Here is a 21,194-nt window from a genome sequence, read left to right as displayed (position 1 = left end):
CGTCCTGGTGTCGGTCGCGTCCGCCGGCTCCGTCGGCTCCGTCGCGTTCGTGGCGCTCGTGCAAGGCGACCCTCCAGGCCGTAATAAAGGCGGTGCGGGGTCAAGGGCAAGATGACCCAGACACGACGCTACGCCCGGCGCGGAGGCGAATCCGATGACAAAGGTCCCGTACGGGCGTGACCTAATTCCGGTCTTTCACAGGTCGAGTGGATGTCACGCTGGAAGAGGTCAACTCCGTTGCGGAGGCGGAAAATTACGAGTCCGAATACCAGTTATCCGGACATCGGTGAGCGGAAGGCTTCGTCGAGGTGTCGCGGAACAGGGGAAAGAAGACGGCCTGGGTCCCGGACCAGCACGGGGCATGGGCGATGCTCACCGTGCCCTTCCTCGCGGGTGCGTTCCTCTCGCCGCGGCCCGGAGGGCAGCACGCCCTGCTCCTGGCGGCCTGGCTCCTCGGCTACGCGGCGGTCTTCCACGCCCAGCAGTGGCTGCGCCTGCGCAGGGTCGCCGCCCGCCGCCCGGCGGTGGCGCGGGGGCACGTCCGCCCGGCGCTCGTCCTCGGCGCGGCGTCCGCCCTGGCGGGGATCCCGCTCGCGGTGGCGCACCCCTGGCTGCTGCTCGCGGGCGCGGCGGCGGCGCCCTTCGTGGCCGTGAACTCCTGGTTCGCGCTGCACAATCGCGAGCGGGCCCTGGCCAACGGACTGGCCGCGGTGGTCCCGGCGTGCGGGATGCTCCTGGTGGCCGCACGGCTGGGCGGCGGCGGACTGCCGTGGGCGCCCGCCGCCGCCTGCCTGCTGTACTTCGCGGGCACGGTCCCGTACGTGAAGACGATGATCAGGGAGCGCAACTCCCGTACGTACTACCGCGGTTCGGTGACCTTCCATGCTGCGGCCACCGCCGCGGCGGCCTGCCTCCACCCGTGGCTGGCGCTGCCCTTCGCGGCCTACCTGGCCCGGGCCGCGGCCCTCCCCGGCCGCGGGTTCAAGGTGGCGGTGGTCGGAGCCGTCGAGATCGCCGGCTCGGCTGCCCTGCTGGCCTCGCTGCTGCTGATCTTCTGACAGGCGGAGGGACGACTCAGAGGGGGAGCGAGCGGAACTCGTCCAGGACGGCGAAGCCCGTGCGGTCGTACAAGTTCATCGCCACCTCGTTGCCGCCGAAGACGTTGAACATCAGCGCCCCGTCGCCGCCCTGCCGGGCGGCCCACGCGCCGACGGACATCGCGGCGCGGCCGTAGCCCTTGCCGCGGTGCTCCTCGTGCACCTCCAGCGAGAAGCCGAAGGTGACGCCCGGCAGGTAGCCGTGGTTCACCCAGCCCGTGCCGATCACCTGCCCGTCGGCCTCCAGCGCGTAGAAGGCGTGCCCGGGGGTCCGGTAGCCCTGCGGGAGGTGGCGGGCGAAGTCCTCGTCGGACTTGGCCTTGGCCTGCTCCGGGGTCAGGGCCCCGGCCCGGACGATGTCCGCGACGTATGCGGCCTCCTCGTCGGCGTACCAGCCCGGGTACTCCTCCTCGGTGAGCCGGCGGACGCCCAGGCCCGGCGGCAGCTCGGGGCGCTCGGGCACGGCGCGCAGCCGGTTCTGGCCGCGCACGGGATAGCCGGCGAACAGTCCGGTTGTGGCTGTGGTTGTGGTTGTGGCGGTGGCTGTGGCCGCGGGTCCCGGTTCGGCTGCCGCTTCGGCTCCGGCTTGGGCCCCGGCTTGGGCCCCGGGTCCCGATCCGCCGGTGAGCCGGACCTCCACCCGCCCCGCGCCCCGCTCGGCGCACCACCGCTCGGCCCACGCGCGGGCCGCGGTCGCCGTCTCCGGTCCCGCCGCCGTCAGGTCGTGGATCCGGCCCACGGTGGCCCCGTTGTCCTCGGACACCCCGACCGCGATCCATCCGGCGCCGTCCGTGGCCACCGTCCAGCCGTCGACGTCCTTCAGCGCCCGCTCCAGCAGGGCCCGGGCGAGAGGCTCCGAGCACCCCGCTGCCCGGTACCCGGCGAGCACCCGCTCCTCGAAGCCGCCCCGCCACTCGGCCCGGTCGGCCACGATCCGTATCCCACTGGTCCCGTTCATCCGGCCACCCTAGGCAGGGCCGCCGACCGGGCTCCAGGGGTTTAGATCGCTTCCTTGCGCGTCAGGAAGTTGAAGGAGATCCATCCCGGCAGCACCGGCAGCCAGAAGGTCACCACGCGGAACAGCAGCACCGCCGAGAACGCCACCTGTCCGTCCAGCCCCGCCGCGACCAGACCCAGCGTCAGCGCACCCTCCACCGCTCCGATGCCGCCCGGCGTGGGAGCGGCCGAGCCCAGGGCGTTGCCCGCCAGGAAGACCACCGCGATGCTCGCGTAGCTGATGGCCTCGCCGCCCCCGAAGGCACGGATCGAGGCGTCCAGGCACATCACGAAGCAGCCCGTCAGCAGCAGCATCCCGCCGATGCCGGTCAGCAGCTTCTGCGGCCGCTGGAGCACGTCCAGCATGCGCGGGACCACTCCCGCGAACAGGGCCCGCACCCGGGTCGCCACGAACTTCCGCAGGAACGGCACGGCCGTGACCACCAGCACCAGGACGGCCACCGTCAGCAGACCCGCGATGACCGTCCTCGACGGGGTCATCTCGGGGGTCTTCTCGGTCCCCGTCAGATAGCCGAAGGACAGCAGCAGCAGGATGTGGCTCGCCAGCCCGAAGAGCTGCGAGGCGCCCACGCTGGCCACCGCGAGCCCCGGCCGGATGCCGGCCCGCTGGAGGAAGCGGGTGTTCAGCGCGACACCGCCGACCGCCGCCGGAGCCACCAGCTTCACGAAGGATCCCGCGACCTGGGCCAGTACGGTCCGCAGGAACGGAACCCGCTCGGGTACGAAGCCCAGCAGGCTCATCGCCGCCGCGAAATAGGTGAGCGCCGAGAAGGCGAGCGCCACCCCGACCCAGCCCCACTGCGCATCGCCGATGGTGGTGGCGAAGTCGACGTGCGCGATCTGCGTGACCAGGAAGTACGCGCCGAACGCGCCCGCGATGAACGACACCAGCGTGCGCGGCCGGATCCGCTCCAGCCGGGCCGGCTCCACCGGCGCCTGCGGGCGGATCAGCAGCACCTGCTGGCGGATCTGGCTCAGCAGATCCTCCTCGCGGGCCCCGTCGAGCGCGTCGTCCAGGGCCTTCTTCTCGGCCTTCTTCTCGACGGCGGAGCGGGTGGCGGGCGAAGCGGAGCCCGCCTCGCGCAAGGCCTTCGCCGCCCGCGAGGACTCCAGTACGGCTTCCCGCTCGCGGTCCGCCCGCTCCCGCGCCAGCTTGCGCAGCGTCGCCCGCGTGGAGCGGCTCAGCGCGATCGGCTGGAGCAGCGGCAGACAGTCCGCCACCGCGTCCGGGCCGAGCACCGACACCGCCGAGGCGACCGAGCGCTCGGCGCCGACCCGCAGGCCGAGTGTGGTGAGCAGCTGCGCGATGTCCATGCGCAGCACCAGGTCGCCGGCCGCGATCTCGCCGCCGCGCAGGTCGGTCAGGGTGATGGTGGCCGCCGTTCCGCCGCCGGCGGAACGATCCACCACGAGGGCGTCCCCGGTGAGCCGCCGGTGCGCGATCCGCCGGGACTGCAGGGCCCGTACCTGCTGCCACGCGTTGCGGCTCAGCTCGTCGGTGATCTCCTCGTCGGCCAGCGAGTCCAGGCTCCGGCCGCCCAGGTGCTCGTAGACGAGCATCACGGCGTCGGGACCCAGCTCGGAGGTGGCGATGAGCTTGGGCGCGTTGGCCCCGGCGGCGATGGCCGCGTACGCGAGCAGCGCCTCCTGCTCCAGCGCCTGGCGCAGGGACTGCAGACTGCGCCGGGTGGTGATCCCGCGCAGCGTGAGGCGGCGCCAGACCCGGTAGTAGAAGCCCTGGGCCTGCTGCTCCCGGTCCACGACGGTGACGTCGAGGGGCGGGCCGTCCTCCAGGGTGACGTGGTAGCGCCGTCCGCGGTCGCTGACCTCGGTGCTGTCGCCGCCTTCCGGGGACTCGGCGCGCATCGCGCTGACCGGCTGGAAGCCGACCCGGCGCAGGCCCGCGAGGAGGTTCTGCCCGGTGGGGCGGACGTTCGGCGAGCCGACCGCGTACAGGGTTCCGTACGCGACGCTCCAGCCGATCAGCACGGTCAGGATGATCGAGAAGGGCGTGGTGTAGCCGCCGACCAGCATCGCGAAGGCGTCCAGCAGCAGGACCACCCACAGCGCGACGCGCCAGCGCGGGCGCCGGGTCATCCCGACGGCGGTCATGTACGCGATCACGGGCGCGAGGTATCCGTGCACCGGATCCGTGAGGGCCCCGCCGGCGCTGGTGGGCCGGGTGAGGGCCTCCTGGATGGTCTCGGGCGCCCCCTGGGAGACCCACAGGTCGGTGGCGAGGGTGACCCCGTGCGCGAGGACGGCGGCGAGCACGCCGTCTGCGATGCGCAGCCCGTCGCGTTTGATCAGCCGCTCGATGGCGAAGGCGACCGGGACGAGGAGCACCGCGATGCTCGACACCAGCCCGGCGACCTTGATCAGTACGTCGGGCGCCTGCCCGGTGCCGTTGCTGATGTCGGCTTCCAGACCCGCGGTGGTGCCGTGGGCGAAGGCGGCGATGCCGAGGACGACGGCGATGCCGAGGACCCCGACGAGGAGGCGGACGAGGTCGGAGGGGCGGTGCACGCGGGCGGCGAGCAGCGGCTCGTCGACCTCGACCTGGTCGGCGGCCGTCGGGGCGTGGCCGTGCGGGGTCTCGACGTCATCGGGGGCCGGGGTCCGGTCCGCGGGCAGGTCGGCGTGTAGGTCCGCGTCCTTGTCCGTGTCGGCGTGCAGGTCCGTGTCCGCGTGCATGTCGTCCTCGCGACCCGGTGGCGGGCCTTCGTCTGGGCGCGCGCCGTCGTTCGTCGCCGCGCCGTCCGGAGGACTCACACCCTGCTCCCTTCCCGTCACTTCCGTCTCTTCTTGATCACGTATCACGCGTCACCGCCCGGAAGATGGTGGCACGGACCGGCGGCCGCGCGGGGCAGCAGGGTGCGAGCCGGTCCGGAACACGGGCTTCCGCGCTCGTGACGCTCCCTTGTCGGTCCGGTGCGGCACCATGGGCCGAATGAGCGAAGAGCTGCCGGCGTACGCGGAGCGGGTGCTGGAGGCGGCCGAGCGGATTCCGCCCGGCCGGGTGATGACGTACGGCGACATCGCGGAGTGGCTCGGCGAGGGCGGCCCCCGTCAAGTGGGCCGCGTCATGGCCTTGTACGGGGGAGCCGTGCCCTGGTGGCGGGTGGTGCGGGCGGACGGCCGGCCGCTGCCCGGCAGCGAGCGCAGGGCGCTGGAGAACTACCGGGCCGAGGCCACCCCGCTGCGGCTCACCGGCGACGGCGAACCGCGGCTCGACATGCGGCGGGCGCGCTGGGACGGGGACGGCGGGGACGCAGCGCGGGACGAAGGTCACATGTGACAGCTTCGGCCATGCGCGGCACGGAGGGGTGGTCGAAGGGACGTGCGAAGCCCCGTACGGGGGACGCGTGGGACCGGATGGCAGTGAGGACGGGAGTCCCGGGGAAACTGCGCCCGCCGCGCGCCTTGCCGTAGCGTTGCCCCTTCGGCTCCGGCTTCGGCCACCGTCTCGGCCACCGCCCGAGACGGCACCACAGGAGCAGCACCAACCGCTGCGGCAGCGACCGCCGCAACGGCAGACCCACCAGGACCGGCACCCCACGTGAACACCTCTTCCTCCGACGGCCACCGCTCCGAGCGGCGGCGTACACGGACCCCGGACGCGTACCGCCTGGTGCGTACCGGTGCGGAGCGGGTGGATCCCCCTGTGCTGGACGCAGCGCAGCGGGCGGTGGTTGAGCACACCGGCGGCCCGTTGCTGGTGCTGGCCGGACCGGGCACCGGAAAGACGACCACCCTGGTCGAGGCGGTCGCGGCCCGCGTGGAGTCCGGGACCGACCCCGCCCGCATCCTGATCCTCACCTTCAGCCGCAAGGCCGCCGTGGAACTGCGCGACCGGACCGCCCTGCGGCTCGGCGGGGCGCGCGCCCCGCAGGCCACCACCTTCCACTCCTTCTGTTACGGACTGGTCCGCTCCCACCAGGACGCCGAACTCTTCGCGGACCCGCTGCGGCTCCTGTCCGGCCCGGAGCAGGACGTCATGGTCCGCACCCTCCTCGAAGGCCAGCGCCGGATCCGCTCGATCCGCTGGCCGGACGACCTGCGGGCCGCCCTGACCACGCGCGGCTTCGCCGACGAGGTCCGCGCGGTGCTCGCCCGCGCCCGCGAACTGGGGCTGGGCCCGGCGGCCCTCTCCGACTTCGCGTCCCGCCTCGGCCGGCCGGACTGGAAGGCGGCGGCGGCCTTCCTCGCCGAGTACCTGGACGTCCTGGACCTCCAGGGCACCCTGGACTACGCGGAGCTCCTCCACCGCGCCGTCCTCCTGGCGGAACGCACCCCCTCGCTCTCCTCCCTCTACGACGTGATCTACGTGGACGAGTACCAGGACACGGACGCCTCGCAGCTGCGCCTGCTGCGCGCACTGGCAGGCCCCGCCGGCCGACTGACCGCCTTCGGCGACCCCGACCAGTCGATCTACGCCTTCCGCGGCGCGGACATCAACAACATCCTGGACTTCGAGACCTCCTTCCCCGGAGCCGAGTTCCGCGCCCTCACGACCTCCCGCCGCTCGGCCTCGCTCCTCCTGACCGCCACCCGCCACCTGACCACCCGCATGCCGGTGCCGCGCCTGCCCTCGGCGGCCGTACGGGCCCACCGCGCGCTCGCGTCGACCCGCGAGGGCGGCCGGGTCGAGGTGTTCACCTACCCCACGGCCGGCGCGGAACTGGACAACATCGCCGACATCCTGCGCCGGGCCCACCTGGAGGAGGGCGTGCCGTGGCAGGACATGGCCGTCCTGGTCCGCGCGGGCGGCCGCACCCTGCCGCAGATGCGCCGCGCCCTGATCGCGGCGGGAGTCCCGGCGGAAACGGACGGCACGGACTCCCCCCTCCGCCACGAGCCGGCCATATCCCCCCTCCTCACAGCCCTCCGCACCCTCGCGGAATCCACGACCCCACCCCCGGCAAACCCCACGCTCCCGCCCCCACCGGAACCCGCCTGTGCCGACGCCCGACCGCCGGATTCCGTGCCCGGCTCCGCCGACGCCTGGTCCCCGGAGTCCGCGCCCGCCGCTGCCGACTCCTGGCCGCCGGAGTCGGTGCCCGGTTCTGCCGACGCCCGGTCCCCGGAGTCGGTGCCCGGCTCTGCCGACGCCCGGGCCCCAGAGCCGGAGTCCGCGCCCGGCCCCGCCGGGGCACCGGCGGGGAGCGCGCCTTCCGACGGAGTCGGGGCCGCTTTCGGCGCCGCGGGCGCCGGTGTGAGCGAGCTTGCTCGCAGCTTCGGGGCGGGTGGGCGGGAAACTGCCCCGGCCGCCGACGGCGCCACCGGCCTGCCCGGCGCCGTGGACGCCGGAGCCCCCGCCGCCGAAGGCGGCACCGGCCTGCCCGGTACCGGGGCCGTGCCCGGCTCCGGCGAGCCCGCCGCAGGCGACGAGCCCACCCCCGGCGACGCCGCAGGCGAAGCGTGGATCGGGGTCGAGGCCGCGCTCGTGCTGCTGTCCTCGCCGCTCGGCGGCATGGACGCCGCCGACCTCCGCCGCCTGGGCCGCGCGCTGCGCGACGAGGAGCGGGCCGCCGGGGTCAGGACGCCCGCGCCCTCCGACGTGCTCCTCGCCCGCGCCCTCGCAGAGCCCGAGCGGCTCGTCGCCCACGACCCCGCCTATGCCCGCGGAGCGCAACGCCTCGGCCTGCTGCTGCGCAAGGCCCGCGAGCTCCTCGCCGGCGGCGGTACCGCCGAGGAGGTCCTGTGGACCCTCTGGGACGGCACCCCCTGGCCGCAGCGCCTCGAACGCAGCGCCCGCCGCGGCGGCCCCGCGGGCCGCAACGCCGACCGTGACCTCGACGCCGTCTGCGCGCTCTTCGACACCGCCGCCCGCGCGGAGGAACGTACCGGCGGCCGCGGCGCCCTCAACTTCCTCGAACAGCTCGAAGCCGAGGACATCGCCGGAGACACCCTCACCCCCCGCGCCACCCGCCGCGAAGCCGTCCGCCTCATGACCGCGCACCGCTCCAAGGGCCTGGAGTGGGGACTCGTCGTCATCGCGGGCGTACAGGAAGGGCTCTGGCCCGACCTGCGCCGCCGCGGCTCCCTTCTCGAAGCCGACCGCATCGGCCGCGACGGCCTAGCCGAGCCCCTCACCCCCGGCGCGCTCCTCGCCGAGGAGCGCCGCCTCTTCTACGTCGCCGCCACCCGCGCCCGCGACCGCCTCGTCGTCACCGCCGTCAAGGCCCCCGCCGAGGACGGCGACCAGCCCTCCCGCCTCCTCACCGAGCTCGGCGTCCCCGTCAAGGACGTCACCGGCCGCCCCCGCCGCCCCCTCGCCGTCCCCGCGCTCGTCGCGGAACTCCGCGCCACCACCGTCGACCCCGACGCCTCGCCCGCCCTGCGCGACGCCGCCGCCCGGCGCCTGGCCCGGCTCGCCGTGCTCACCGACGACGAGGACCGCCCGCTCGTCCCCGCCGCGCACCCGCAGCGCTGGTGGGGGCTGTACGAGCCCACCCGCAGCGGCGTCCCGCTGCGCGACCGCGACCACCCCGTCGCCCTGTCCGGCTCCGCCCTGGAGCAGCTCGCCAACACCTGCTCCCTCCAGTGGTTCCTGGGCCGCGAGGTCAAGGCCGACGCCCCCTCCACCGCCGCCCAGGGCTTCGGCAACGTCGTCCACGTCCTCGCCGACGAGGTCGCCTCCGGCCGCACCCCCGCCGACCTCGCCGTCCTCATGGAACGCCTGGACTCCGTCTGGGACTCCCTCGCCTTCGACGCCCCCTGGAAATCCCGCCAGGAGAAGGACAACGCCCGCGCCGCCCTGGAGCGCTTCCTGCGCTGGCACACCACCGACCGCGGCGGCCGGGCGACCGTGGCCACCGAGCACGATTTCGACGTCACCCTCGAAGCGGGGGAGTACGCCGTCCGGGTGCGCGGCTCCATGGACCGGGTCGAGGCGGACCCGCAGGGCCGCGCGTACGTCGTCGACTTCAAGACCGGCAAGTCCGCGCCGACCGCCAAGGAGGTCGAACGCCACCCGCAGCTCGCCGTGTACCAGCTCGCCGTGCGCGAGGGCGCCGTCGACGAGGTCTTCGACGGCCTGCGCCCCGCACCGGGCGGCGCCGAACTCGTGCAGCTGCGCCAGGGCGCCGCCCAGCGCGAGGGCGGCGACACGGTGCCCAAGATCCAGGCGCAGCAGGCCCTGGAGGGCGGTGCCTCCGGCGAATGGGTCGGCGACCTGCTGGCCACCGCCGCCGGCCGGGTCCTCGACGAACGCTTCGCCCCCGCCCTCGGCAAGCACTGCGACCACTGCTCCTTCCGCGCCTCGTGCAGCGCCCGCCCGGAGGGCCGCCAGACGGTGGAGTAGCCCGCACGGCGCACGGCGCACGGCGCACGGCGGCCCGGCGGCCGCGCACCCCGTCGCGCCGGTGCGACGGGGTTCCCCGGGCTCCGCCCGGCACCTGGTCGCGCCGGTGCGGCGGACACCGGCGGGTGCCCCGGGCCGCACGGTCCCGATCACGCGTCCCGCGGCCGTCCCGCGGCGCGGCCCCCTTCAGCCCGTCCGGCGTTTGAGGACCGGGGTCCGGGCGGAGCCCGGGGAACGGTGGAAGGGCGGGTAGGGGAATCCGCCCCGCAGGGCCGCCCCGCCCTGCACGGCCGGTGCCACCACCCAAGCTCCCCGCCCGGCCCGGGACCCGCGCCGGGGCGGGCCACCCCGACCCAGGTACCACCCCGGCCCGGGGCCCCGCCTGCTCCGGGTGGGCGGGACTGTCAGAGAGGGCGGCTAGCCTTTTCAGGTGTCCGCGCGTCCGTCCGTCCCTCCGGCCCAGCCGCCCGCCCCGCCCGCAAGAGCGCCGCAGGCACCGGCACCGGTCCTGACCGATCCCGAGCAGCTCAAGGAGCTCCTGGGGATCCCCTTCACGCCCGAACAGATGGCCTGCGTCACCGCTCCGCCCGCCCCGCAGGTCATCGTGGCCGGCGCCGGTTCCGGCAAGACCACCGTCATGGCCGCCCGGGTGGTCTGGCTGGTCGGCACGGGCGCGGTCGCGCCCGAGCAGGTCCTCGGCCTGACCTTCACCAACAAGGCCGCCGGCGAGCTGGCCGAGCGGGTACGGACCGCCCTCGCGCGGGCCGGGATCAGCGATCCGGACCCCTCCCCGGCCGAGGCCGGCTCCGCGGGCGGCGAGCCGCGCATCTCCACGTACCACGCCTTCGCCGGACAGCTCCTCAAGGACCACGGCCTGCGCATCGGCCTGGAGCCCAGCTCCCGGCTGCTCGCCGACGCCACCCGCTTCCAGCTCGCCGCCCGCGTGCTCCGCGAGGCCCCGGGCCCGTACCCCGCCCTCACCAAATCCGTTCCCGACCTGGTCAGCGACCTGCTCGCGCTCGACGGGGAGCTCTCCGAGCACCTCGTACCGCCGGAGCGGCTGCGCGCGTACGACACGGAGCTCCTGTCCGCCCTCGCGGACGCGAAGCTCAGCAACGAGGACCTGCGCAAGGTCCCCGAGGCGGCCCGCGGCCGCCTCGAACTCCTCGAACTGGTCTCCCGTTACCGCGCCGCCAAACGCTCCCGCGACCTCCTCGACTTCGGCGACCAGATAGCCCTCTCCGCGCAGCTCGCCACCACCCGCCCCGAGGTCGGAGCCCTGCTGCGCGAGGAGTTCCGGGTGGTCCTGCTCGACGAGTACCAGGACACCTCGGTCGCGCAGCGGCTGCTGCTGTCCGGGCTGTTCGGCGGGGGCACCGGGCACGCGGTGACCGCCGTCGGCGACCCCTGCCAGGCCATCTACGGCTGGCGCGGCGCCTCCGTGGCCAACCTCGACGACTTCCCCGACCACTTCCCCTACGCCGACGGCAGCCCCGCCACCCGCTTCTCCCTCAGCGAGAACCGGCGCAGCGGCGGCCGCCTCCTGGACCTGGCCAACGAGCTCGCCGCCCCGCTGCGCGCCATGCACGAGGGAGTCGAGGCCCTGCGCCCCGCACCGGGCGCGGAACGCGAGGGCTCCGTCCGGTGCGCCCTGCTGGAGACCCACGCCCAGGAGCTCGACTGGATCGGCGACTCCATCGCCCACCTGGTCCGCACCGGCACGGAGCCGCGCGACATCGCCGTACTGTGCCGCTCGGGCGGCGACTTCGCACGGATCCAGGCGGTCCTGGTCGAACGCGACGTCCCCGTCGAAGTGGTCGGCCTGTCCGGCCTCCTCCACCTCCCGGAGGTCGCGGACCTCGTCGCCGTCTGCGAGGTCCTCCAGGACCCGGGCGCCAACGCCGCGCTCGTCCGGCTGCTCATCGGACCGCGCTGGCGCATCGGCGCCCGCGACCTGGCCCTGCTGGGCCGCCGCGCCCGCACCCTGATCTCCCGCTCCTCCGCCTCCTCCTCCGACGACGACGACCGCCTCGCGGCGGCGGTGGAGGGCGTGGACCCGGCGGAGATCGTGTCGCTGGCCGACGCCCTGGAAACCTTCCTGGACGGCGCGGGCCAGTCCGCCCCCGACCAGCTGCCCTTCTCCGCCGCGGCCCGGGTCCGGTTCGCGCACCTCGCCCAGGAACTGCGCGACCTGCGCCGTTCCCTCTCGGACCCGCTGATGGACGTCCTGCACCGGGTCCTGTCGACGACCGGCCTCGACGTGGAGCTGGCCTCGTCCCCGCACGCGCTGGCGGCCCGCCGCCGGGAGACCCTGTCGAGCTTCATGGACGTGGCCGCCGGCTTCGCCTCCCTGGACGGCGAAGCCTCCCTCCTCGCCTTCCTCGGCTTCCTGCGCACGGCGGCCCAGTACGAAAAGGGCCTGGACCACGCCCTCCCCGGCGGCGAGAACACGGTCAAGGTCCTCACGGCCCACAAGTCCAAGGGCCTGGAATGGGACGTGGTGGTGGTCCCCGACCTCTCCGCCGGCTCCTTCCCGAAGGAGAAGGCCCCGGAAGCCTGGACCTCGTACGCGAAGGTCCTCCCGTACGCCCTGCGCGGGGACGCACCGACCCTCCCGCCCACCCCGGAATGGACCTCGCCGGGCCTGCGCGCCTTCAAGTCGGCCCTCAAGTCCCACAAGGCCGTCGAGGAACTCCGCCTCGGTTACGTCACCTTCACCCGCCCGCGCTCCCTCCTCCTTGCATCGGGCCACTGGTGGGGCCCGACGCAGAAGAAGCGGCGCGGCCCGTCCTCCTTCCTCTCCGCCCTGTACGAACACTGCGCCGCGGGCCACGGCGAGATCGAAGCCTGGGCCGACACCCCGCACCCGGACGCCGAAAACCCGGCCCTCTCCACGACCACCACCCCGGACCACTCCTGGCCCCTCCCCCTGGACCCCACCTCCCTCACCCTCCGCCGCAAGGCCGCCACCCTGGTCGAGTCCTACCTCCACCCCCGAGGCGACACGGGCTACCCGGGGACCCGGGGCGACGCGGGCCACCCGGAGAGCCGGGGCCACTCGGACCACCCAGGCTCCCTGGGCGACGCGCGCTACCCGGGAACCCTGGAGAACCCGGAGAATCCGGCCTCCCAGGCCCACCAGCCCTCCCCGGAGGACGCCTACCTCTGGCCCCCGCACTGCGAGGACCCCGCCTACGACGAGGAGCCCCCGGCCCCGTGGCCGGACCCGGCGGACGGGCCCGAGGCCGCGCCCGAGCCGCGCCCGCACCCGGCCGCACCCGCAGCCGACCTGTGGCCGGAGGACAGCGCGCCCGCGCCCCGCCCGGGCCCCGCCGCGCTCGGCGGCGACGTTGGCCTGTGGCCGGAGGACGAGGACGAGGCCGGGGACGGCGCCTGGGCCGCGGCCAAACCCCGCCCGCGCCCGGCGACGGCAAACCGTGCCGACGACCTGTGGCCAGAGGCCGGGCCCGGCCCCGGCTCCGGCCCAGGCCCCCTCACCCCCGAGGACGCACGCGCCATCGCCTCCTGGGACCGCGACCTCGACGCCCTGGAGGGCGAGCTCCGCCGCGCCCGCGAGGCCGTCCGTGACGTGGAGCTCCCGCCCGCGCTCTCCGCCAGCCAGCTGCTGCGCCTCGCCTCCGACGAGCAGGGCTTCGTACGCGACCTGGCCCGTCCCATGCCCAAGCCCCCGCAGCCCGCCGCCCGCCAGGGCACCCGGTTCCACGCCTGGGTGGAGTCCCGCTTCGACGAGCTGCCGCTGCCCCACCTCGACGTCCTCGACCCCCTCACGGACCTCCCCGGCGCCCAGCCCCCGGGCGGGGACGGCTCCGACCAGGACATCGCCGACGAGGCCGACCTCGATTCCCTCAAGGCGGCCTTCGAGCGCAGCCCGTACGCCGACCGGACCCCGTACCGCATGGAGGTCCCGGTCCAGATCACCCTCGCCGGCCGGGTGATCCGCGGCCGGATCGACGCCGTCTACCGCACCCCGGACACGGACGGCGCCGGCAGCGGCAGCAGCGGCGGCTACGAGATCGTCGACTGGAAGACCGGCCGCACCACCGAGGCCGACCCCCTCCAGCTGGCCGTCTACCGCCTGGCCTGGGCGGAAGCCACGAACACCCCCCTCGCCGAGGTCACGGCCGTGTTCCTGCACGTCCGCAGCGGCCGCGTCATCCGCCCCCGCAACCTCCCGGACCGCGCTCGTCTTGAGCAGATCCTCCAAGGCAAAACGGACACGGAAAGTGCCCGTCGAACGGACGGCTAGGCTCGTGGTCATGAGCGACACCCCGGCGGACAGCGTCGTCCGCACGTACATCGACACCCACCGCGCGGCCTTCCTCGACGACCTCGCCGACTGGCTCCGCATCCCCTCCGTCTCGGCCCAGCCCGAGCACGCGGACGACGTACGGCGCAGCGCCGACTGGCTGGCCGCGAAGCTCAAGGAGACCGGTTTCCCGGTCACCGAGGTCTGGCAGACGGCCGGCGCCCCCGCCGTCTTCGCCGAGTGGCCGAGCGAGGACCCCGCGGCGCCCACCGTCCTCGTCTACGGGCACCACGACGTGCAGCCCGCCGCCCTCGCCGACGGCTGGCACACCGACCCGTTCGAGCCGGTGATCAAGGACGGCCGGATGTACGGGCGCGGCGCCGCCGACGACAAGGGGCAGGTCTTCTTCCACACCCTCGGCGTCCGGGCCCACCTCGCCGCGACCGGCGCGTCCGCCCCCGCCGTGCACCTCAAGCTGATCGTCGAGGGCGAGGAGGAGTCCGGTTCCCCGCACTTCCGCGCCCTCGTGGAGCGCGAGGCGGCCCGCCTCGCCGCCGACGTCGTGATCGTCTCCGACACCGGCATGTGGTCGGAGACCACGCCCACCGTCTGCACCGGCATGCGCGGCGTCGCCGACTGCGAGATCGACCTGTTCGGCCCCGACCAGGACATCCACTCGGGTGCCTTCGGCGGCGCCGTGCCGAATCCGGCCACCGTCGCGGCCCGCCTCGTCGCGGCCCTGCACGACGCGGACGAGCGGGTCACGATCCCCGGCTTCTACGACAACATCGCCGAGCTCACGGACGCGGAGCGCGAGCTGATCGCCGAGCTCCCCTTCGACGAGGCCGAGTGGCTCCGTACGGCCAAGTCCTACGCGGCCTCCGGCGAGGCCGGCTACTCCACGCTGGAGCGCGTCTGGGCCCGCCCGACCGCCGAGGTCAACGGCATCGGCGGCGGCTACCAGGGCCCCGGCGGCAAGACCATCGTGCCCGCCTCGGCGCACCTGAAGCTGTCGTTCCGCCTGGTCTCCGGGCAGGACCCGTACGAGGTCGAGACGGCCGTCACGGCCTGGGTCGCGGAGCGCGTCCCGGCCGGAATCCGGCATTCCATCACCTTCGGCGCCCCGACCCGGCCGTGCCTGACCCCGCTGGACCACCCGGCGCTGCAATCGGTCGTCCGCGCCATGGGCAGGGCCTTCGGCCAGAAGGTCCGCTTCACCCGCGAAGGCGGTTCGGGTCCGGCGGCCGACCTCCAGGACGTGCTGAACGCCCCCGTCCTCTTCCTCGGGATCTCCGTACCCTCCGACGGCTGGCACTCGCCGAACGAGAAGGTCGAGCTGGACCTGCTCACCAAGGGGGTCGAGACGGCCGCCTACCTCTGGGGCGACCTCGCCGCCCACTGGAAGCCGGCGTCCGCTTGAGCGCGCCCCACCCGCCACCGCACACCCGTCCGTCCTGCTGAGCCTGCCTGTGTCCCACCACCGGGGGAGTTGGAAGTACCTGTGAGCACCCATACCGAGTCCGAGCGTCCGATCTCGCTGGCCGCGCCCAGCGGAATCGACCGCGCCGCGCACCACCGCCTCGACGAGGCGTGGCTCGCCGCGGCCTGGAGCCACCCCAGCACCCGCGTCTTCGTCGTCTCGGGCGGCCAGGTCCTGATCGACGACACCCCCGACGGCGGCACCGCGATCGTGATGACCCCGGCCTTCGAGGCCCCGGTCACCGAGACCCACCGGTACTTCCTGGGGACCGACGAGGACGGCGTACGGTACTTCGCGCTGCAGAAGGACTCGCTGCCCGGCCGCATGGACCAGTCGGCCCGCCCGGCCGGCCTGCGCGAGGCCGGAATGCTGCTCTCCGCGCGGGACGCCGGGCTGATGGTGCACGCGGTGGCGCTGGAGAACTGGCAGCGCATGCACCGCTTCTGCTCCCGCTGCGGCGAGCGCACGGTGGTCGCCGCGGCCGGGCACATCCGCCGCTGCCCGGGCTGCGGGGCCGAGCACTACCCGCGCACCGACCCGGCGGTGATCATGCTGGTCACGGACGACCAGGACCGTGCGCTGCTGGGCCGCCAGGTGCACTGGCCCGAGGGCCGCTTCTCCACCCTCGCCGGGTTCGTCGAACCGGGCGAGTCGATCGAGCAGTCGGTCATCCGCGAGGTGTGGGAGGAGGCGGGCGTCAAGGTCGGCGAGGTCGACTACGTCGCCAGCCAGCCCTGGCCGTTCCCGTACAGCCTGATGCTGGGCTTCACGGCGCGCGCCGTCACCTTCGACATCGAGGTCGACGGCGACGAGATCCAGGAAGCCCGCTGGTTCTCCCGCGATGACCTGCGCACGGCGATCGAGACCGGTGAGGTCCTCCCGCCGGCGGGCATCTCCATCGCGGCCCGCCTGGTCGAGCTCTGGTACGGCAAGCCCCTCCCGAAGCCGGTCGTCGCCACCGTCTGACCGCCCCTGCCCGGACACCGGCGAAGGCCCCCGCTCCGGCGGGGGCCTTCGCCGGTGTCCCGTCTCCCGGTCCCGTCTCCCGTCAGGTCATGTTCAGGTAGGGCAGGGGGCCGGCCGGCTGCGCGGCGGTCACGCGGCGGATGACCGCGAGCGCGAGGAGCGCGCACAGGACGTTGAGGCCCTCGTCGACCGGGTTGCGGTAGTCGGTCTGGTGGAGGACCAGGAGGTGGAAGGCGACCGAGAGTGGGCCGTCCAGGAGCCAGACGAACCACCAGGCGTTGATCAGCCAGGCGTCGCGGGGCGGGCCGCCGGCCCGGTGCACGTCGAGGGTGATGCGGCGCGGCAGCCACCACATGGCGAGCGGGATGATCCAGGCGCCGAGGGCGAAGCCGGGGGCGTACGCGTGGCTGCCCGGGGCGAGCACCTCGGCGTTGCGGCGGACGCGGTGGAACCAAAAGAGGAACGAGATCCAGCACGCCACCTGGAGCACGGCCGGGAACGGCACCATGTCCTCGGCGAGCCAGGGGGAGTCCTTGCCGCCGGTCGCGATGACGTAGACGTCGGTGAGGCCCGAGGCGGCGATCAGCGACTGGGCGACGAGGGCCGGTCCGGCCGGATTGCGGAACAGGTACCGGGGCCCGCGCACGGCGGCCTCGCCCACGGGCACGTTGTACTGGCTCACGCCTGCTCCCCCAGCCGGTCGAGGCGGGCCCGCTGGGCCTCGGTCAGCCGGAGGTGTTCCGCCGCGAGGTTCTCCTCCAGGTGGGCGATCCGGGACGTGCCCGGGATCGGGAGGACGACCGGGGAGTGGCCCAGCAGCCAGGCGAGCGCGACCTGCGTGGGGGTGGCTCCGGCCTCGGCGGCCACGGCGGCGATCTCGGCCGTCGCCCCGGACCGTCCCCAGGCCACGGTGGCCCAGGGCAGGAACGCGATGCCCGCCGCCTCGCAGGCCGCGAGCACGGGCTCGTGACCCCGGTCGAGCAGGTTGTAGCGGTTCTGCACGCTCGCGATGTCGACGATCTCCCGGGCCGCGGCGAGTTCGCCGACGGTGACCTCCGACAGTCCGATCCGGCCGATCTTGCCCTCGGCGCGCAGGTCCCGCAGCGCGCCGATCTGGTCGGCGAGGGGCGTCCGCGGGTCGAGGCGGTGCAGCTGGAGCAGTTCGATCCGCTCGACGCGCAGCCGGCGCAGCGCCTGCTCGACCTGCTCGCGCAGCGCGGCGGGCCGTGCGTCCTGCGTCCATTCGCCCGACGGCACGGATCGGGCGATGCCGACCTTGGTGGTGACCTGGACCCCGTCCGGGTACGGGTGCAGGGCCTCGGCCAGCAGCTCCTCGTTGGCGCCCCAGCCGTACATGTGGGCGGTGTCGATCAGCGTGACGCCCAGCTCGACGGCCCGCCGCGCCACCGCGAGCGAGTTCTCACGGTCCGGGCCCGGGTCCGTGGGCAAGCGCATGGCCCCGAAACCGAGCCTGCGCACTTCCAGATCCCCGCCGATGCGAAACACGGTGGTACTCACGTGTTGGTTCCTCCCCCTTGATCAATGTGATCAAGGTCCCACGCTAACAGCCCAGTTGGGCGCTCCCGGAAACGCAGAAGCCCCCGCCGGGGCGGGGGCCTTCCCGTGCGTGGTGCTCAGCACGTCAGACGGCGAGGGCCTGCTTGACCTGGGCCAGGCTCGGGTTCGTCATGACCGACTCGCTGCCCGCGGCGGAGGTGACGAGGACGGTGGGAACCGTCTGGTTTCCGCCGTTCGCCTTCTCCACGAACGCCGCGGACTCGGGGTCGAGCTCGATGTTGATCTCGGTGAAGGCGATGCCTTCCCGGTCCATCTGGCTCTTCAGCCGACGGCAGTAGCCGCACCAGGTCGTGCTGTACATCGTGACGGTGCCCGCGTCCTGCATGCTGCGCTCTCCATTCGTGGGACCTCGTGGGCCCGATCGGCCCGAGTGCTTGAACGTACGGGACCGCGCGCCCATTCCCCGAATGCCCGCATCCCGCTCCGGTACGGCCGCGCTCCCGCACTCCCGTACTCCCGCCCGCCCGCCCGCCCGCCCGCCCGCCCTCCCGCCCGCCCTCCCGCCCGCCCTCCCGCGCGGCCGCACTCCCGCGCCCCGTACGGCCCCGCTCCGGTACGACCATGATCCTGTCGGACGGGCGGGGCCCGCCTGTGGACGGATTTCCCGGCCGCCCCGCGAGACCTGGCAGCATGGCGGGGTGACATCAGCAACGCACTCCTCATCCTTCACGCCCGGCGCCGACTCGGCCGACGCGGTGCTCCTGGGCCTGGACCCGGAGCAGCGCGAGGTCGCGACGACCCTGCGCGGGCCGGTGTGCGTGCTCGCGGGCGCCGGCACGGGCAAGACCCGGGCGATCACCCACCGCATCGCCTACGGCGTCCGGTCCGGCCAGCTGATGCCGGCGAGCGTGCTGGCCGTCACGTTCACCAACCGCGCCGCGGGTGAGATGCGCGGCCGCCTGCGCGAGCTGGGCGCGGGCGGGGTGCAGGCGCGGACCTTCCACTCCGCCGCCCTGCGCCAGCTCCAGTACTTCTGGCCCAAGGCGGTCGGCGGTGACGTGCCCCGGCTGCTGGAGCGCAAGATCCAGTTCGTCGCCGAGGCGGGCGCGCGCTGCCGCATCCGCCTCGACCGGGGCGAGCTGCGCGATGTCACCGGCGAGATCGAGTGGGCGAAGGTCACGCAGACGGTCCCCGCCGACTATCCGGCGGCCGCCCGCAAATCCGGCCGCGAGGCCCCCCGGGACCTGGCCGAGATCGCCCAGATCTACGGGACGTACGAGCAGCTCAAGCGCGACCGCGGCATGATCGACTTCGAGGACGTGCTGCTCCTCACGGTCGGCATCCTGCAGGACCGCCACGACATCGCCGAACAGATCCGCACCCAGTACCAGCACTTCGTCGTCGACGAGTACCAGGACGTCAGCCCGCTCCAGCAGCGGCTGCTGGACCTCTGGCTCGGCGAGCGCGACACCCTGTGCGTGGTCGGCGACGCCAGCCAGACGATCTACTCCTTCACCGGCGCCACCCCCGACCACCTGCTGAACTTCCGCACCAAGTACCCGCAGGCCACCGTGGTCAAGCTGGTCCGCGACTACCGCTCCACCCCCCAGGTGGTCCACCTCGCCAACGGGCTCCTCGCCCAGGCCAAGGGCCGCGCCGCCGAGCACCGCCTGGAGCTGGTCTCCCAGCGCGAGACCGGCCCCGACCCGGTCTACGCCGAGTACGCCGACGAGCCCGCCGAGGCCGAGGGCATCGCCCACCGGGTCCGCGACCTCGTCGCGGCCGGCGTCCCGGCGGGGGAGATCGCCGTGCTCTACCGGATCAACGCCCAGTCCGAGGTATACGAGCAGGCCCTCGCCGACGCCGGAGTCCCCTACCAGCTGCGCGGGGCCGAGCGCTTCTTCGAGCGCGCCGAGGTCCAGAAGGCGATCCTCGCCCTGCGCGGAGCCGCCCGCTCCGGCGGCAACGACCGGCTGCTCGACGACGTCGTGGAGCTCGGGTCCCAGGTCCGGGCCGTGCTCAGCTCCACCGGCTGGACCAGCGCACCGCCCGCCGGTTCCGGAGCCGTCCGCGACCAGTGGGAATCGCTGGCCGCGCTGGTCCGGCTCGCCGAGGACTTCGCCCGCAGCCGGCCGTCCGCGACCCTGGCCGACCTGACGGTCGAGCTGGACGAGCGCAAGGCCGCCCAGCACGCCCCGACCGTCCAGGGCGTCACCCTCGCCTCGCTGCACGCGGCGAAGGGCCTGGAGTGGGACGCCGTGTTCCTCGTGGGCCTGACCGACGGCATGATCCCGATCACCTATGCGAAGACCGACGAGCAGGTCGAGGAGGAGCGCAGGCTGCTCTATGTCGGCGTCACCCGCGCCCGGCACCACCTGACGCTCTCCTGGGCCCTCTCGCGGACTCCGGGCGGCCGGGGGTCCCGACGCCCCAGCCGCTTCCTGAACGGCCTGAGGCCGGGCTCCCTCGCGCCGGGAAACAGGCCGGGCGGTCCGGTCGAGCCCGGGGCCCGCAAGCGCGGCCGCCGCGGCCCGGCCGTGTGCCGGGTCTGCCGCAAGACGCTGACCGACGCGGGCGAGCTGAAACTGATGCGCTGCGAAGACTGCCCTTCCGACATGGACGAAGGGCTCTACGAGCGGCTGCGCGACTGGCGCGCCGTCCAGGCGAAGGAGCAGGGCATGCCCGGCTACTGCGTCTTCACGGACAAGACGCTGATGGCCATCGCGGAGGCCGCACCCTCGCAGGAGGGAGAGCTCTCGATGATCTCCGGCGTGGGCGCCCGCAAGCTCGAGCGGTACGGAGCCGACGTGCTGGCCATCTGCGCAGGTGGGGAGCCTGGGACGGAAGATCCTGACGACGCGTAGAAACTCGTCGGAAAAATAGTTTGCACATGCCCAGCGAAGCCCCATAGGTTCTTAGCAACGGAAACGGTGGCTTCTCCGAAGCCCCTCATCCGTGCTGTACTTATCCGAATACGCATGGGATCAGGCCTCCGGGCCGAAGTCCCCGAGACGCCGAGAGGAGGCGAGACCAGTGACCAGCTTCATCACCACCACCAAAATGACCGATCGCTCGGTCGCCGCTTCCTGCACGCTCGGCTCCTCCACGCTCCTTGCCCTCACGGGTACCGGTCTCCCGGGTACCGGTCTGTCCGCCATTTGCGCTGACAGCCCCGTCCTGCCCGCCGCGCCCAGCGCGCTGCCGGCCAGTGAGCGCAATGAGCGACGGACCAAGGCACCGGTGGCAGTACTGGCAGCAGAAGCCCAGGCGCATGGCGCCTATGCCTTTGCCGCCGCAGCCGGTGCCGGATCCCAGAAGACGCAGACGAAGAAGCAGCACCACCTGATGTGGGCCTACCGCGGGCTCGAACCCTGGAGTGATCCAGTCTGATCTGACGATCAGACCGGCGCCTTCAGGGCCGCGGAACCCCACCAGGGATCCGCGGCCCTTCTGTTTGTCCCCGAACGGGGACGACGGACCGAAGGGGCGAGGTACCCCAGCCGCCCCCGGCCGACCGGCCGGAACGACTAGACGAACAAGACG

At 73.9% G+C, this 21,194-nt stretch carries 13 protein-coding genes; 8 read left to right on the top strand and 5 right to left on the bottom strand.

The features are described 5' to 3' along the window. Positions 1-308: 308 nt before the first annotated feature. A complete protein-coding gene (locus AC3IX6_RS11840) occupies positions 309-1,058 on the top strand; it encodes a YwiC-like family protein (RefSeq protein WP_489370083.1) in 750 nt (249 codons plus the stop codon). 16 nt (positions 1,059-1,074) lie between these two features. On the opposite strand, the gene AC3IX6_RS11835 is transcribed toward AC3IX6_RS11840, so the two are convergent. Further along, positions 1,075-2,055 (bottom strand): GNAT family N-acetyltransferase, encoded by a 981-nt coding sequence (locus AC3IX6_RS11835; protein ID WP_489370082.1) that lies wholly within the window; start codon positions 2,053-2,055, stop codon positions 1,075-1,077. Positions 2,056-2,096: 41 nt separating this feature from the next. Then, entirely contained in the window at positions 2,097-4,934 is a 2,838-nt protein-coding gene (locus AC3IX6_RS11830) for a lysylphosphatidylglycerol synthase transmembrane domain-containing protein (protein ID WP_489370081.1), read from the bottom strand. Between the two features lie 130 nt (positions 4,935-5,064). On the opposite strand from AC3IX6_RS11830, the gene AC3IX6_RS11825 reads away from it, so the two are divergent. The 5 genes from AC3IX6_RS11825 (at position 5,065) to nudC (ending at position 16,133) form a co-directional block, all read left to right on the top strand. Continuing rightward, entirely contained in the window at positions 5,065-5,412 is a 348-nt protein-coding gene (locus tag AC3IX6_RS11825; protein WP_267038351.1) for an MGMT family protein, read from the top strand. Between the two features lie 261 nt (positions 5,413-5,673). Beyond that, positions 5,674-9,420, top strand: coding sequence for an ATP-dependent helicase (locus AC3IX6_RS11820; RefSeq protein ID WP_489370080.1), 3,747 nt, complete (start codon positions 5,674-5,676; stop codon positions 9,418-9,420). 508 nt (positions 9,421-9,928) lie between these two features. Further along, positions 9,929-13,687 carry an ATP-dependent helicase gene (locus AC3IX6_RS11815; RefSeq protein ID WP_489371418.1) on the top strand — a complete coding sequence of 1,253 codons (3,759 nt, stop codon included), beginning with the start codon at positions 9,929-9,931 and terminating at the stop codon, positions 13,685-13,687. A 10-nt stretch (positions 13,688-13,697) separates the two neighbouring features. Continuing rightward, positions 13,698-15,107, top strand: coding sequence for a dipeptidase (locus tag AC3IX6_RS11810; protein WP_274549462.1), 1,410 nt, complete (start codon positions 13,698-13,700; stop codon positions 15,105-15,107). 69 nt (positions 15,108-15,176) lie between these two features. Then, positions 15,177-16,133 carry an NAD(+) diphosphatase gene (gene nudC / locus AC3IX6_RS11805; RefSeq protein WP_489370079.1) on the top strand — a complete coding sequence of 319 codons (957 nt, stop codon included), beginning with the start codon at positions 15,177-15,179 and terminating at the stop codon, positions 16,131-16,133. 82 nt (positions 16,134-16,215) lie between these two features. Here nudC and AC3IX6_RS11800 read toward each other — a convergent pair whose 3' ends face one another. The 3 genes from AC3IX6_RS11800 to AC3IX6_RS11790 form a co-directional block, all read right to left on the bottom strand. Next, positions 16,216-16,815 carry a DUF4328 domain-containing protein gene (locus AC3IX6_RS11800; RefSeq protein WP_489370078.1) on the bottom strand — a complete coding sequence of 200 codons (600 nt, stop codon included), beginning with the start codon at positions 16,813-16,815 and terminating at the stop codon, positions 16,216-16,218. Next, positions 16,812-17,651 carry an aldo/keto reductase gene (locus AC3IX6_RS11795; RefSeq protein WP_489370077.1) on the bottom strand — a complete coding sequence of 280 codons (840 nt, stop codon included), beginning with the start codon at positions 17,649-17,651 and terminating at the stop codon, positions 16,812-16,814. The genes AC3IX6_RS11800 and AC3IX6_RS11795 overlap by 4 nt, the downstream gene beginning before the upstream one ends. A gap of 124 nt (positions 17,652-17,775) precedes the next feature. Beyond that, positions 17,776-18,036 carry a glutaredoxin domain-containing protein gene (locus AC3IX6_RS11790; RefSeq protein WP_489370076.1) on the bottom strand — a complete coding sequence of 87 codons (261 nt, stop codon included), beginning with the start codon at positions 18,034-18,036 and terminating at the stop codon, positions 17,776-17,778. A gap of 370 nt (positions 18,037-18,406) precedes the next feature. Here AC3IX6_RS11790 and AC3IX6_RS11785 point away from each other — a divergent pair, with 370 nt between their 5' ends. Continuing rightward, complete coding sequence (locus AC3IX6_RS11785) at positions 18,407-20,515, top strand: ATP-dependent DNA helicase UvrD2 (protein ID WP_489371417.1); 2,109 nt, start codon at positions 18,407-18,409, stop codon at positions 20,513-20,515. Positions 20,516-20,684: 169 nt separating this feature from the next. Continuing rightward, complete coding sequence (locus tag AC3IX6_RS11780; RefSeq protein WP_489370075.1) at positions 20,685-21,041, top strand: hypothetical protein; 357 nt, start codon at positions 20,685-20,687, stop codon at positions 21,039-21,041. Positions 21,042-21,194: the final 153 nt, after the last annotated feature.

The sequence above is a fragment of the Streptomyces sp. GL_141 genome (genome assembly GCF_057834385.1).
The sequence above is the reverse complement of the archived record's forward strand: the minus strand, read 5'-3'. Positions and strand labels throughout refer to the sequence as shown.